Source organism: Dactylosporangium sp. CA-152071, assembly GCF_050936335.1.
Classification (GTDB): Bacteria; Actinomycetota; Actinomycetes; order Mycobacteriales; family Micromonosporaceae; genus Dactylosporangium; species Dactylosporangium maewongense.
Genome location: NZ_JBNJMZ010000001.1, coordinates 629,152 through 643,347, shown reverse-complemented (window position 1 = coordinate 643,347; position 14,196 = coordinate 629,152). Strand labels below are relative to the sequence as shown.

The 14,196-nt window shown below is 71.2% G+C and carries 12 protein-coding genes and 1 pseudogene; 6 read left to right on the top strand and 7 right to left on the bottom strand.

Features of this window, described 5'->3' with window-relative positions:
* Positions 1–6: 6 nt before the first annotated feature.
* From ACQEVZ_RS02295 to ACQEVZ_RS02275, 5 genes are all read right to left on the bottom strand, one after another.
* Entirely contained in the window at positions 7–675 is a 669-nt protein-coding gene (locus tag ACQEVZ_RS02295; protein WP_433376587.1) for a class I SAM-dependent methyltransferase, read from the bottom strand.
* 50 nt (positions 676–725) lie between these two features.
* The gene (locus ACQEVZ_RS02290) at positions 726–1,751 is read right to left on the bottom strand and encodes a fatty acid desaturase family protein (protein WP_433360552.1); all 1,026 of its coding nucleotides are present in this window, start codon (positions 1,749–1,751) and stop codon (positions 726–728) included.
* A gap of 85 nt (positions 1,752–1,836) precedes the next feature.
* Positions 1,837–2,040 carry a cold-shock protein gene (locus ACQEVZ_RS02285; RefSeq protein WP_433360549.1) on the bottom strand — a complete coding sequence of 68 codons (204 nt, stop codon included), beginning with the start codon at positions 2,038–2,040 and terminating at the stop codon, positions 1,837–1,839.
* A gap of 1,322 nt (positions 2,041–3,362) precedes the next feature.
* Complete coding sequence (locus ACQEVZ_RS02280) at positions 3,363–3,593, bottom strand: hypothetical protein (protein WP_433360546.1); 231 nt, start codon at positions 3,591–3,593, stop codon at positions 3,363–3,365.
* Between the two features lie 67 nt (positions 3,594–3,660).
* The gene (locus tag ACQEVZ_RS02275) at positions 3,661–3,825 is read right to left on the bottom strand and encodes a PadR family transcriptional regulator (RefSeq protein ID WP_433376584.1); all 165 of its coding nucleotides are present in this window, start codon (positions 3,823–3,825) and stop codon (positions 3,661–3,663) included.
* Positions 3,826–4,034: 209 nt separating this feature from the next.
* Here ACQEVZ_RS02275 and ACQEVZ_RS02270 point away from each other — a divergent pair, with 209 nt between their 5' ends.
* The 3 genes and pseudogenes from ACQEVZ_RS02270 (at position 4,035) to ACQEVZ_RS02260 (ending at position 8,681) form a co-directional block, all read left to right on the top strand.
* Positions 4,035–6,734 (top strand): FtsX-like permease family protein, encoded by a 2,700-nt coding sequence (locus tag ACQEVZ_RS02270; protein ID WP_433360543.1) that lies wholly within the window; start codon positions 4,035–4,037, stop codon positions 6,732–6,734.
* Between the two features lie 3 nt (positions 6,735–6,737).
* Positions 6,738–7,189: pseudogene (locus ACQEVZ_RS02265) on the top strand (ABC transporter ATP-binding protein); the annotation flags it as partial.
* 286 nt (positions 7,190–7,475) lie between these two features.
* The gene (locus ACQEVZ_RS02260) at positions 7,476–8,681 is read left to right on the top strand and encodes a DUF418 domain-containing protein (protein WP_433360540.1); all 1,206 of its coding nucleotides are present in this window, start codon (positions 7,476–7,478) and stop codon (positions 8,679–8,681) included.
* Here the strand turns inward: ACQEVZ_RS02260 and ACQEVZ_RS02255 are convergent.
* Positions 8,662–9,303 carry a response regulator transcription factor gene (locus ACQEVZ_RS02255; protein ID WP_344507269.1) on the bottom strand — a complete coding sequence of 214 codons (642 nt, stop codon included), beginning with the start codon at positions 9,301–9,303 and terminating at the stop codon, positions 8,662–8,664. The two genes, ACQEVZ_RS02260 and ACQEVZ_RS02255, sit on opposite strands and share 20 nt — an antisense overlap.
* A gap of 17 nt (positions 9,304–9,320) precedes the next feature.
* Positions 9,321–10,547, bottom strand: coding sequence for a sensor histidine kinase (locus tag ACQEVZ_RS02250; RefSeq protein WP_344507140.1), 1,227 nt, complete (start codon positions 10,545–10,547; stop codon positions 9,321–9,323).
* Between the two features lie 107 nt (positions 10,548–10,654).
* On the opposite strand from ACQEVZ_RS02250, the gene ACQEVZ_RS02245 reads away from it, so the two are divergent.
* From ACQEVZ_RS02245 to ACQEVZ_RS02235, 3 genes are all read left to right on the top strand, one after another.
* On the top strand, positions 10,655–11,389 hold the full coding sequence (locus ACQEVZ_RS02245; protein WP_433360536.1) for an ABC transporter ATP-binding protein: 735 nt from the start codon (positions 10,655–10,657) through the stop codon (positions 11,387–11,389).
* Complete coding sequence (locus ACQEVZ_RS02240) at positions 11,386–13,317, top strand: FtsX-like permease family protein (protein WP_433360533.1); 1,932 nt, start codon at positions 11,386–11,388, stop codon at positions 13,315–13,317. The genes ACQEVZ_RS02245 and ACQEVZ_RS02240 overlap by 4 nt, the downstream gene beginning before the upstream one ends.
* Before the next feature lie 89 nt (positions 13,318–13,406).
* Positions 13,407–14,189, top strand: a complete 783-nt coding sequence (locus tag ACQEVZ_RS02235; RefSeq protein WP_433360530.1) for a CPBP family intramembrane glutamic endopeptidase — start codon at positions 13,407–13,409, stop codon at positions 14,187–14,189.
* Positions 14,190–14,196 lie beyond the last annotated feature (7 nt).

The window sequence follows — 14,196 nt, the reverse complement described above, 5'->3', positions numbered from 1 at the left end:
TGCCCGCTACCCGGCGAGGCCGAGCACCGAGACCTCGGTGAGCTCAGCGTCCTCGGCGGCGCCCAGGCCGCGTACCCGGTAGCTGGTTAGTACCTTCAGCCACCAGTGGGGTAGGTGTCCGCGGCCGGGGTCACCGACGAGGACACGCGCGTGGCGGGCGGCGGCGCGGCGCAGGAAGCCGAGCATCCGCGAGGCCAGTTCGGGGTGGTAGAAGGCGTCACCGGCGAGGATCAGGTCGGCGTCGCCGCCGTCGCCGTCGAGCAGGTCGCCCTCGTTCACTGTCACGGTGACCGCGTTGGCCGCGGCGTTCATCGTGACGGCCGCCAGCGCGTAGAGGTCGATGTCGTTGGCGGTCACCTCAGCGGCGCCCGCCTTGGCCGCGGCGATGGCGACCAGACCTGAGCCGGACGCCACGTCGAGCACCCGCCGGCCGGTCACCACCTGCGGGTGGTCCAGCACGTACCGGGCGAGGGCCTGGCCACCGGCCCAAGCGTTCGCCCAGAACGGCGTGAGCCCCGGCCCGACCTGCGCCTCCAACCTGGCCCAAAACACGATCGCGTCATCGGCCAGGTACAGGCGCGTCTCGGGCACGAACGGAAGACGCGCGAGGCGCAGTCCGTCGATCCCGTCGGCGCTGGACGCGACGAAGGGCGCGAGCAGCGCGCCGGTCGGCATGTGCAAGACACGCTCCGTTCAGGGACGGTCGCCGGTCAGGGCGACCGGTCTCAGGCGCCAGCCGGGTACGGAGTACGTCCGACCGCGTGTAGGTGGCGCAGCGCCTGGGCGTAGGAGTCGAACAGGCTCGTCTGACAGTACGCAAGGCCGTGCCGACGGCAGAACGCCTCAACGATTGTCTGCGCGCGGCGCAGGTTCGACCGGGGCATGCTGGGAAACAGGTGGTGCTCGATCTGGTAGTTCAGGCCGCCAAGCATGAAGTCGGTCAGCCAGTGGCCGCGCACGTTCCGCGAGGTGAGCACCTGGCGGCGCAGGAAGTCGGTGCGGTCACCGGCGGCGAGGACGGCCATGCCCTTGTGGTTCGGCGCGAAGCTGCACCCGAGGTAGAGCCCGAACAGGCCCTGCTGGACGAGGATGAACACGATCGCGCGGACCGGCGAAAGAACCAAGAAGACCGCGCCAAGGTAGCCGACGACGTGGCTGGTGAACAGTATCGACTCCCACGCGCGGGGGCGCCCGGCGCGGCTCAGCAGGGCGCGCACGCTGGCCACGCGCAGGCTCAGGCCTTCCAGCAGGAGCAGCGGAAAGAAGAAGAACGCCTGGTAGCGGTACGCGAACGCGGCGAGGCGGCCGCGGGTGCCGGCCTGGCGGGAGGTGAACGCGAGCGCGCCGATCTCGAGGTCGGGGTCGGCGCCGTCGGTGTTCGGGTGGGCGTGGTGGCGGTTGTGCTTGTCCACCCACCAGCCGTAGCTCAGCCCGATGGCCAGGTTGCCGTGCAGCAGCCCGAGCACGTAGTTCGCCCGCCGGGACGCGAAGATCTGCTTGTGTCCGGCGTCGTGGCCGAGGAACCCGAGTTGGGTGAAGACGAACGCGAGGAGGCCGGCGGCGATCAGGACCCACCACGAGTCCCCGATGAGCCCGAAGGCCGTCCAGCCGGCCGCGAACAGCAGACCGGTGATGGTGATCTTCCAGATGTAGTACCCGGTGCGGCGCTCCAGCAGTCCGGCGCCGCGGATCTGGTGCAGCAAATGCGCGTACGGGCTTCCGGTGCGGGCTTGCGGCGACGCTGTGGACATGGGCTACTCCTCCGGGCGGGTGCTGCGCAGACGCCGACCCGTGCCCGACCGCCGAGCGGCGGCGGGCACGCGGCCGGCGGTTAGTTCAGATGACGCGGATGTTCGTGGCCTGCGGGCCCTTGGCGCCCTGCGTGATGTCGAACTCGACCCGCTGGTTCTCTTCCAGGCTGCGGAAGCCGTTCGAGACGATCGCCGAGTAGTGGGCGAACAGGTCCGCGCCGCCGCCGTCCGGGGTGATGAACCCGAAGCCCTTGTCCGCGTTGAACCACTTCACAGTACCGACAGTCATGTCTTCTCCTTCGAAGGCTGCACTGCATCCGGGACCCACACCGTGCGGGCCCAGGCGTCGCGGTGTTGATCGCCCGCCCCCGGAGATGACCGGAAACACAGAGCGCCCAGGGGGATCAGACACCCACCAGGCGCTGGCAAAGTATTCGGAAATCACAACTGCAACAGGGCACACCGTAGCAGGCCCGGGCGGGTCCAACCTGGAAGCAAGTTACTCTCCAGAAATTGCGGTAGCGGAGGCGGCGCGCCCAACCGAGTCGACCGTCGCCCACCGGCCGCTCCTGTGATGGGAGGACGCTTCGACGGCTCGCCCGGTCAAGGCGACAATTCGCCGTTTCGGTTGCCGCCGGCGTACCGGGGGCGCAGGCTGCCACCATGGCAGTTTGTGAAGCCTGCGGCAACGACTACGCCAAGACCTTCCAGGTTTGCACCGCTGATGGTGCCGTGTACGCCTTCGATTCCTTCGAGCTGGAAAGTGTGGACCACGCCGCTGCGAGCTTGCTCCGGCTCGGCGCGGACGCGCCGGCACTCGCCCCTCCCGAACTGGTTGCACGCATCACCGCAACGATCCGGGCGATGACCCGGCTGTACCCGACGACCTTAAGGATTGACACATCGAGTCCGCTCACCGACGCGTCCCGGCGTTCCCGACCCGGGCCCGACGTGCCGACACACCAGGCCGCGACGGCGACGGCGGCGCGCGGGACGCCGTCAAACACCTACGCGGGTCCGGCGTCAGACCGCGTCATCGTCGAGCACTGTCAGTCAGGCGAAGCCGTCACCGATCTCGGCACCAGTAGGGGCCGAGATCGTGATCTTGTGCGGCAGTCGCAGCGCGCGGGCTGGCTGAAGTCGCTGCCGACCAAATGCGAGGCGTTGCACGCGGTGGCCGAACCGGTGGGTCGGTGGGTCGGCTGCTGTCCGCCGCCTGGACCCCGCTTCTGGAATCGGCGGATGAATGCTGCGATTCCCCACCCCGAGCTACCGCGACAAGGCGCTGGCCAAACTCTGACCGACCGTCGTCGGCCTGCTGGTGAGCACGGCGATCGTCGGGGCGGCAAATCTGCGCGAGGAGGTGGTCGCCTTCCTGAGTCAGGACCACGACCGTCTGGTCGTGTGCGCGATGGCTGTGTTGCGAGCAGCAGCCGCAGCTTCGCGCACAGGACCACCACCACCTCGCCGGCGTCCGCCACGACGTCACCGGCGCCGGCACCCGGAACCGCAGAGGCCCGGCGCCGGCCCGCCCGGTGGCGTCGATGCTGCTCGGCGAGTGGTTCAAGGTCGCGGACCTCCGTGACGACGACTTCCTCCCAGGCGACTGCGTCATGCGGTGGCGGACAGGCCGCGCGGCGCGGGCCGCGCCAGCGGCGGTCCCACCATGCGGAGCAGCACCTGCTCGGCGTCGTCGATGAAGGACAGGTCCGCCTGCACGTGCCGGGTTGCGGCCGACAGCAACAGGCCGACCACCGGGCCTGTCGCCGCGCGGCGCAGGCCGTCGAGGTTGCGAAGTTCCCGTAGCAGATGAGTGCGCTGCTGGCCGAGCACCATCTGCACCGTATCCGAATCGCCTGTTCGTGCGGCCGCTGTCACCTTCAGGAAGAAGTGGTCCCGGAAGCCGCCGCTACGGGCCCGCTTCGGAGAGCCAGCGCCGCAGCTCGGCCGCGCCAGCTTCGGTGATTTCGTAGATCACACGGTCCGGTTTCACCGCCTGGGACTGTCGTTCGGAGCTCACCATGCCGTCGCGGTACAGACGGTCGAGGATCTGGTACAGGTGGCCGGTGTTCAGCGGGCCTCACTGCGGGCCGACTGCCGCTTCGAAGGCGCTCCTGAGCTCGTATCCGTAGCTGGGCCCGTGGGTCAGCAGTGAGAGCACCGCGTGGTGGATCGGCATACCCGGACTGTACCCGCCTCTTGCATTGTCGCAATGTATTGCGACAGAGTAGTGCCGTGATCTCCTTCATCTGGGCTTCACTGCGAGGGCGCGCGGCGAGGTCGGTGGCACTCCTGCTAGGCGTGCTCACCGCGACCACCGGATTCACCGTGCTTACCGGCGCCACCGACACCGCGCGGCTGGAGGTCACCGGCGAGGTCGACGGCAGCGCCAAAACCGCCTACGAGATCCTGGTCCGACCCAAGGGCACCCGGACGGCGCTGGAGAACGAACGCGCCCTCATCCGGCCCAACTCGCTGTCCGGCATCTACGGCGGACTCACCTTCGACGACGTCAACAAGGTCGCCGCGGTGCCCGGAGTAGACGTCGCGGCGCCGATCGCGATGGCCGGCTACGCCAACGCGGGGATCACCGTCGACGTCGACATCACCGACCTGATCGACAAGAGCCTCGACCGGCAGGTGATCCGCCTCGACCGCACGTTTCTCGCCGACCGAGGGCTTTCCACCGTGACCGCCCGCCCGCTGTACGTCTACGTCACCAGGCACGAGATCTCCTGGCCCGTGCTTGAGAACCGGGGGACGACGGTCCGGTTCACCGGCGGCGAGGTACTTCCCGTCGATCAGCTGTGCGACGGCTTCGCGGTGCTGGAGGACGGCGCGCCGCTCTGCGCCTGGCTGACCCGGGCGACCATGTCCGACCTGATGACCGACCGCGACTACACCGACATGCAGGTCCTGCAACTGACCCGGGACGGCCGGTTCGAGCAGCGCCCTCCGTCGCCGGCCTCCGACCGGGCGGTCGCCCGCCTCACCTGGCACGTGCCGCTCCTCGTCGCCGGCGTCGACCCCATCGCTGAGGAGCGGCTCGTCGGGTTGCGCCAGGCACTCACCGGCGGCCGGTATCTCGACAGCACCGACCGGACGCGGTCCGACAGTGTCAACAGAATCCTGCCGGTAATCGCGACGGACCGGGCGTACCCGGACAACAGCGCGATCGTCACGATGACCCGGACGGCGCTCGACCGACCGCCGCCGGGGTCGTCGGCCCAGGACGCGCTCGCGATGCTCGACGGCCTGCACGGCCAGCAGTTGGCCACCCGCAACTTCACCGCCGAGCAGGCCTTCGCGGACACGCTCGCCAAGCGTGGCTACCGCCCCGACCTCATTCAGTTCATGCAGGTCGGAGGCGTGCGGTACCGCACCGCTCCAGACGGCACGCTGGTCGCGGAGACCATCGACGCTGACCCGGATGCGTGGCGCACGCCGGAGGTACGCGGACTCGCCGTGCCGTGGCAGATCGACGACACCGCGTTCCGAGAGATCGACCAGGTCAACTGGAGCAACCCCTCGAGCGTCTTCCACAGCACCGAAGTGGTGGGAACGTTCGACCCGCGCAAGCTCGCCACGTTCGACCCGCTCAGCCGCGTGTCGTTGGAGACCTACCAGGCGCCCGAGGCGGTCGGCGCCGACCAGCGCACCCGTGACCTGCTCGGCGACCAGGCACTACGACCCGACGGTAACCCGGCCGGCTACCTATCCTCCCCGCCGATGCTGCTCACCACGCTGGAGGCGCTGGCCGAGACCCTGCGGGAAACCGACGCGCCCAACAAGGATGCTCCGATCAGCGCCGTTCGCGTACGGGTCGCCGGGGTGCAAGGCTTCACGTCGACCTCCCGCGAGCGGGTCCGGATCGTCGCAGAGCAGATTGCCGCAGCGACCGGGCTCGATGTAGACATCGCCTACGGATCGTCGCCGGCGCCGCAGACGGTGACGCTGGCCGCAGGCAAGTACCAACGACCCGAACTGCGGGTCACCGAGCCCTGGACGCACAAGGGTGTCGCCGCGGCCATCGTCAGCGCCGTTGACCGCAAGAGCGTCGTGTTGTTCGCACTGGTGCTGGTCGTGTGCGCGCTGTTTCTGACCAACGCGGTCGCCGCCGGGGTCCGCGACCGGCGTGCCGAACTGTCCACGCTCACCGCACTTGGCTGGCCGGCCCGCCAGGTCTTCACCGCGGTGCTCGGCGAGGTCGCCGCAATCGGCCTGGTCGCCGGGGCTGGCACGGTGTTGCTGGCCGCGCCACTCGGGCTGCTGCTCGACATTCGCGTGACGTGGTCGCAGGTGCTGCTCGCCGTGCCGATCGCGCTCGCACTTGCGCTGCTCGCCGGCGCCGTGCCGGCGGCGAACGCGGCACGAATGCGACCGGCCCGCGGGCTGCGTCCCGCCGTGGCACTCCTCCGCCGGACCGGAAGTCCACGCGGTCCGCTCATGCTCGGGCTGGCGAACCTGCTCAGAGTGCCGGGGCGGACGTTGCTCGGGGCATCGGCACTGGCGATCGGTACCACCGCGGCCACGCTGCTGGGCGCGGTCACGTTCGCCTTCCACGGTGCGATCGTCGGAACGCTGCTTGGCGACGCGGTGTCGCTCCAGGTCCGGACGGTCGACACGATCGCCGTGGTGGCGACGGTACTGCTGGGCGCGTTCGCCGTCGCCGACGTGCTGTACCTCAACATCCGTGACCGCGCCGCCGAACTGGCGACACTGCGCGCGCTCGGCTGGACCGCCGCAGCGCTGGCGCGACTGATCGCCGCCGAAGGCTTCGGCATCGGCGTGCTCGGCGGCGCGTTCGGTGCCAGCCTGGGTCTCGTCGGGGCCGCCTGGCTGGTCGGCGACATCACCACTGGCCTCGTCGTCACCGCGGTCGCCGCCATCGTGGCCGGCGCGCTGTCGGCCACCGCCGCCGCGCTCGTACCCGCCCTGCTCGTCCAGCGCATCCCGACCGCCCGACTGCTCGCCGAGGAGTGACCGATGCCAACAGGTACCGCACTGCCCATCTCCGGACTCACGAACCGGTTCCACACCGGTGCCCAGGAGATCATCGCGGCCGACGACCTCATCGTGGAAATCGCCGGCGGGAGCTGCACCGCGATCACCGGGCCGAGCGGGTCCGGCAAATCGACACTGCTGCACCTCATCGGCGCCATCGAGGCACCGGACAACGGCACGATCGTGGTGGAGGAGTCGAGGCGACGGCGCTGCGGCGCAAGCAGCTGAGCGAGTATCGCCGGACGGTCGGATTCGTTTTCCAGCGGTACCATCTACTGCCCGCCCTGACGGCCCTGGACAACGTCATCGCGCCGGTCCTGCCCTTCCGGGTCGGCTTCGACAAGCGCGCACGCGCACGGGACCTACTTGACGCAGTCGGCCTCGCCGGGCGGGAGCGAGCGCTGCCGGCTCAGCTGTCCGGCGGCCAGCAGCGGGTGGGGTGCGGTTGCGGGCCTGGCCGACGCCGAGGGTCTGGCGGGTGTCGAAGAAGGTGACCTCGATCCGCCCGAGCCCTCCGCGCCAACGCCAGAGACCCCCGCCGACCGCCGCAGGTCTTCGGCCTACTGACATAGCGCAAAGCGGTGAAATACCTACCTTGCAAAGGCCCTGAGGTCAGCCCGGCCACCAGCGACCAATGGCGACGCAGGGGGTGCGATGGCATGCTTCAGGATCTACTTTCGGCGACTGCGGAGCCCGGTCACCGGCCCGTACGGTGACCGCATGACAGCCGACGTGCCCACGCGATCACCCGGGCCGACTACTCCCGCGGCCCGCGCTCTGGCGCCAGACCTGGCGCGTGGGTTCATGCTGCTGTTCATCGCGCTGGCCAACTCGCACTACTTCCTGACCGGCCCATCGGTGTTGGGTGGCTACCCGCAGAACGGATCGGGTCTCGACGCGGCCGTCACCTGGCTGATCTCGACCTTCGTCGACGGCCGTGCGTTCCCGATGTTCGGGCTGCTGTTCGGGTACGGCGTCGCCCAGATCGTCCGCCGCCACGAGGCATCGAGACCTCGGGTGGTGCGCCGGCTGCTATGGCGGCGCAGCGCTGCACTCGTGGTCGTGGGTCTGCTGGACGCGCTGCTGTTCTACGTCGGTGACATCCTCGCGGCCTACGGGGTGCTGCTGTTCCTGGGGGCATGGGCGGTGCGCTGGCACGACCGCTGGCTGGTGCTGACAGCGCTCGCGTTCTTCGTGCTCACCTCCCTGCCGAGCGACGACTCTCTCGTCATCAGCCTGGCCGGACCCGACGCCGCAATGCTTCCGCCGGACGCGGGCACCATGGTGGCCGAACGAGCTCTGGTGGCGCTCTTCGTGGCGTCCCTCGGCCCGCTGGGCTTTATGTGCCCGTTCATGGTGGGGTTGTGGGCGGGCCGCCGGCGCATCCTCGAGCACCCGGAGCGGCACCGCATGCTTCTGGGCGTCACAGCGTCGATCGGCATCGGTGCCGCGGTGCTCGGCGCTCAGCCGGTCTCGCTGATGCTCGCCGGCGTGGTGACGCCGCCGAACCAACCGACGCTCGAACTGCTGGGCTCCCTGCATGACACGACCGGGATGCTGGGCGGCTTCGGTTTTGCCGCCCTGCTGGCGCTGATCGCGGCCTGGCTCCACGGCCGCCGACGGCCGGTCACCGACGCGATCGCCGCCGCGGGCCAACGGTCGATGACCTGCTACCTGATGCAGTCGGTGATCTGGGCCATCGCCTTCACGCCCTTCCTGCTCGACCTCTCCGGCACCCTGGACGTCGCCGGCACGGCGCTGCTCGCAACGGGAACCTGGATCGTGACGGTGGTCCTCGCCGATCGCATGCGCCACGCCGGCCACCGCGGACCGTTTGAAGCGCTCGTCCGACGTGTCACATACGGACCCGTCGGGGTTCCAAAAGCCCGCGCGATGTGGCGCTCGGTCAGCCGCGCAGGTAGGTGAGAACGGCCGAGACTCGGCGATCTGAATGCGGGTCGAGCGGCAGCTTGGCGAAGATGTTGCCGACGTGCTTGCGTACCGCCGCCTCGCTCACGAACAGCTTGTCGGCGATCGCGTGGTTGGTGTGGCCTTCGGCCATGAGCGCGAGAACCTCGCGTTCGCGTTCGGTGAGGCCCGTGAGCGGACCGTCGGCGTGCCGGAGGCCGACGAGTTGGCGGACAACCTCGGCGTCGATGACCGTGCCGCCCACCGCGACGCGGTCGATGCTGTCGAGGAAGTCGCGTACGTGGCCGACCCGGTCCTTGAGCAGGTAGCCGATGCCCCCGCCGGGGGTTGAGTCGAGCAGTTCGCCGACGTAGGCGTCGGCGACATAGGCCGACAGCAACATGATCCCGATGCCGGGATGAGCGGCCCGGATTGTCGCCGCCGCGCGCAGTCCCTCGTCGGTGTGGGTGGGTGGCATGCGGATGTCAGTGACGACGAGGTCGGGGCGGCAGTTGCCCGCGTACGTGAGCAGGGCCTGCGCATCGGCGACGGCCGCGACGACCTCGTGCCCGGCGCGTTCGAGGATCCGCACCAGCCCTTCTCGGAGCAGGGCCGCGTCCTCGGCGACCACGATCCGCAGCGCCTTCGGCCGCGGCGTCAGCGGATCGGGCACGTCATCCTCACCTGGGTCGGGCCGCCGGCGGGGCTGGTGATGCGCAGGTCGCCGTCGAGGGCGTCGAGCCGGGCCCGCAGTCCGGCGAGGCCGGTACCGGCCCGCGGGTCGGCGCCGCCGACGCCGTCGTCGACGACCGAGACGATCAGTGCGTCGTCGTCGGTCCACGCGTGCACCTGTGCCGATCGGGCCCGGGCGTGGCGGGCGATGTTGGTGAGGTTTTCGCTGACGAAGAAGTAGGCCGCGGCCTCGACCGCGGGCGGGAGCCTGCCGTTCAGGGCGAGGTCGAGGTGGACCGGCACGGCTGACCGGCCGGCGATCTCGTGGACGGCCGCGGCGAGCCCGTGGTCGGTCAGCACCTGGGGGTGGATGCCCCGGATCGTGGTGCGCAGGTCGGCGAGGGCCTGCTCGGCCTGGTGGTGTGCCTCGCGGACGAGGTCGAGGCCGGGGCCGTCGGGCAGGTCCAGCTCGGCGCTGCCCAGTGTCATGGTCAGCGCGACGAGACGCTGCTGGACGCCGTCGTGCAGATCGCGCTCGATGCGGCGGCGTTCGGTCTCGAACGCGTCGACCAGCCCGCTTCTGGACCGGCGCAGCTGCTGGACCGCTTCGGCCAGCCGGGCCTCGGGCGGGTCCAGCAGGTGCCGCACCAACGCCGCCTGGCCGCAGGCCAGCGCGGTGATTGCGTATGCCAGCAGGACCAGCGTGCCGAGGCCGGCGGCCACCGCGGCCCACGCCTCACCGGCGTTGTCGACCCGCCACCCGGCGACCTCGACACCGTCGTAACGGACCAGCACCGGAGCGAGGATCAGCACGGCCGGAGCCGACAGCAGCACCACCACCGCGGCGTCCACGAGCCAGAACACCGTCGCCAGCAGGATCGTGACGCCCGCCTCGGGCCACGATGCGCGGCCACGCCCCCGATCGGGCAGCGCATGTCGCCGGTCCACCGGCCGCCCGGGGAAGACCAGCCGGAGCCGGCGACGCTCACCCGCGGCGGCGAGGCGGACGAGCGTCGCAACGCCGGCGAGCACGAACAGTCCCGCGACGACCACGATCGTGGCTACGCCCACGCCGAGGACCACCAGCAGGAGGATCAGCCAGCCGAGGCCGACGGGCACGGTGCTGCCCACGTACGCCAGAGAGCGCCACGGCCACGCCGACGCCAGGAACCGTGCGGGGCGCCCGCGCACAGCAGTCCAGGCGTCGCTCATGGGCCAATCCTACGGACCACCTCGGCCGCGGGGGGTAGCGTGCGCGCTACCCCCGAAGTCGCGTCCAAGCCCGTGTGGCAGCACGCGCCCGCGGGTGCACTGAGGGCATGCATCAGCCATCCTCGGCGGCCGTCACGCTCGACGGTCTCACCCGCACCTACCGCTCGCGCGCCGGCTCGGTGCACGCGCTGCGCGGCGTGACCCACGTGTTCCAGCGTGGCACGTTCACCGCGATCATGGGACCGTCCGGCTCCGGCAAGTCCACCCTGCTCCAGCTCGCAGCCGGCCTCGACCGGCCGACCGGCGGGCGGGTCATCGTCGGCGACACCCGGCTCGACAAGCTGAACGAGACCGAGCTGACCCGCTTCCGGCGTACCTCGATGGCGTTCGTCTTCCAGTCCTACAACCTCCTCGACGCCCTCACCGCGTTCGACAACGTCGCGCTGCCCGCCCGCCTGGCCGGACGCCGGGTCGACCCGGCCACCGTGCGGACCGCCCTGACCCACGTCGGCCTCTCCGAGCACGCCCGGCGCCGGCCGTCGGAGCTGTCCGGCGGCCAGCAGCAGCGGGTCGCGATCGCCCGGGCGCTGCACGGCCGGCCCGACGTGCTGTTCGCCGACGAACCCACCGGCGCCCTGGATCGCGGTACCGGACGCGACGTGCTCGAACTCCTGCGGTCGCTGGCCGACGGCGGTCAGAGCGTCGTCATGGTGACCCACGATCCGCTGGCCGCCTCGTACGCGGACGGTGTGCTGTTTCTCGCCGACGGGCAGATCGTCGGTCACCTCGCGCGCGCTGACGCCGGTCAGATCGCCGCGACGATGAACGACCTGGAGCGATGATGCGGGCCCCGACGATGCTGACCCTGGCCAGGCAGACCGTCCACAGCTCATGGCGCGGCTACCTGGGTGCCTTCGTCGCGTTGCTGTTCGGTGTCGTCCTCATCGCCGTCACCGTGACGCTCATCGGCAGCGTCGACGCCACCAGCGGCCGGGCCGGCGTCACCGCCGACCAGCGGGCACAACTCGACGACCTGGCCGCGATGTTCGGCATGATGTCGGCGCTCTCGGCGTTCATGGCCCTCTTCGTGGTCGGCAGCACGTTCGGCTTCGTCGTGGCCGGCCGCCGGCGTGAGCTCGGCCTGCTGCGCCTGGTCGGCGCGACGCCACGGCAGGTGCGCCGGCTCCTGCTGGGCGAGTCCGCCGTCGTCGCGGCCGCGGCCACCACGGTGGGGGGTCTGCTCGGCACGTCGCTGGCCCCGGCGGTGCTCTGGCTGGTGCGGGCCATCGGGGTCACCACGCTCGACCTGCAGCCCCCGAGCCCGTGGATCGCCTGGACGGTCGCCGCACCCACCGGTGCGATGGTCGCGCTCCTCGGAGCCTGGCGATCCTCGCGCCGCGCCGCCCGGATCACCCCCAGCGCCGCCCTGCGGGAGGCCGTGATCGAGCGAACCCGGCCCAGCATCATCCAGTTCGCCGTCGCGGCGCTGTGCTTCGGCAGCGTGGTGGCCGCCGTCATCGCCGCCGCCGACCTGCCTCCGCTGTTCGCGCTGATCGCCGCCATTTTGCTGCCCGAGGTGGTCGTGATCGGCCTGATGAGCATCGGACCCGCCGTCATCCCGCGGCTCGCCGCCCTGCTTGCCCGCCCGTGCCTCAGCCGGGACGTGACGGCCCGGATGGCCCGCGACGAGGTGCGCGCCGCGACCCGCGCCACCGCGGCGGTCGCCGCCCCGGTCGTGGCCATCTCCGCCATCGCCGGGTCGCTGCTGCTGGCCCTCAGCTTCACCGCCGACTGGACGACCGCGCAGGACCGGGCCCGGCTGCACGCGCCGCTCGTCGTCGAGGCGGGCAGCCCGGCCGCGGCCGCGTCGGTCGCGTCCGACACGGCCGTCGCGATCGCCGACGCACGCCGGCAGGTCATGCTCCAACGCGACGACAACGGCCGCCCCGGCGAGCGCGACGAGGTCGAGGTCATCGACCCCGCCACCGCCGTCGCCGCCCGCGGCCTGACCGCCGCTCGCGGCACCCTCGACGATTTCCACGGACGCAGTGTCGCGGTCACCAACACGTGGGTCACCGACGCCGGCATCGGCCTGGGCGGCACCCTCGTGGTCTGGATCGACGGCGACCGGGTCCCGCTGCGCGTCGTCGCCGTCATCCCCGACGCACCCGACCTGTACGGCGAGCTTGCCATCCCCGCCGACCTGCTGCCACCCGCCACCGGCGGCGCGACCGGGACCGTCTTCGTCGTCCCGCGCACCGACGCCGCCACGGCGCGAGAGTCCCTGAAGCGCACGCTCGCCGGCACCGACAGCCGGATCCTCGACGCCGGCGACTGGATCGACGCCACCACGGCGCGGACCCGCCGGGCCAACAACCTCGGCCTCACCATCCTGCTCGGACCGGCCGGCGTCTACGCCGCCATCGCGATCGTCAACGCGACCCTCATCGGCGCCTCCCACCGGCGCCGGCAACGCGACCTGATCCAGCTCGTCGGCGCGACCCCCGACCAGGTCCGGCGGGCCGCCATCTGGCAGGCCGCTCTCGTCTGCGGCACCGGCCTGCTCCTGGGCGGCGCCACCACCGTGCTGCTGGGCTGGCTCGTGCGCCGCGCCATCACGGCCGACCTGGCCGGCTTCCCCGTGCCCATCACCATCCCATGGCTCCCGCTGCTCGGCATCGGCGTCACCTGCCTGCTGCTCACCGTGGCGGCAGCGGTGGCCGGTATCCGTACGCGGAAGCCTCCGAGCCTCGCTGAGCACGCGAGCTGACCCGACGGGAGCCGACCGCCATGATCGATGCCCGATCGACGAGCTTCGGGGAGCGGGCGAGGAAGCGGGGTCTGACGGCATTTCTCCTGATGTCGTACGGTGTCGCCTGGGGCTGGGAAGTGGTGGCCCGCCTGCTGCTCGGCTGGTCGTTGGTGAACCCGCTGGTGCAGGTGCCGGTCGCGTTCGCGCCGGCGGCCGCGGCGCTGGTGGTCCGGCGTTGGGTCACCCGCGAGGGTTTCGCGGACGCCGGCTCCCGGCTACGGTTGCGCCCCGCCTGGCGGTACTACCTGCTGGCCTGGCTGGGCCCACTTGGTGTCGCCGTCGCGGTGGTCGGCGTCGCCGCGGCATCCGGGCGGTGGGAGCCGTCCGTCGGCCCGATGGCGGACCTGGTTCCCGGCGTGCCCGTCTGGTCGGTGCCGCTGCTGCTCTGTGCGGTAGCGCCGATCGTCACCGTCGCCCTCTGGGGCGAGGAATTCGGCTGGACCGGCTTTCTGCTGCTGCGCATCTGTCCCGGCCGCCCGCGCCGCGCCGCGTTGTCAGCCGGCCTGATCGCGGCGGTCTGGCACTACCCGCTCGCGCTGCTCGGCTACGCCGAGTTCCGGCATCCGGCCCTGGGCCTGGTCGGGTGGACGGCGTGGATCCTGTGCCAGGAGGTCATCCTGGCCTGGCTGCGGGCCCGCAGCCGCAGCATCTGGCCGGCCTGCCTGGCACACGCCGGCAACAACTTCGTGCTGGTCCCGCTGACCACCGCGCTGCTGCTTGGCCAAGGCGGCTTCGGGCACGAGGGCATTCAGCTGTTGGTGGTCCTGGTTCTGGGCGCCGTCGCAGCCGGGCCGCTCGTGCGAGCCGGTCGACAAGAATCCCGGGAGTGAGCGCCTT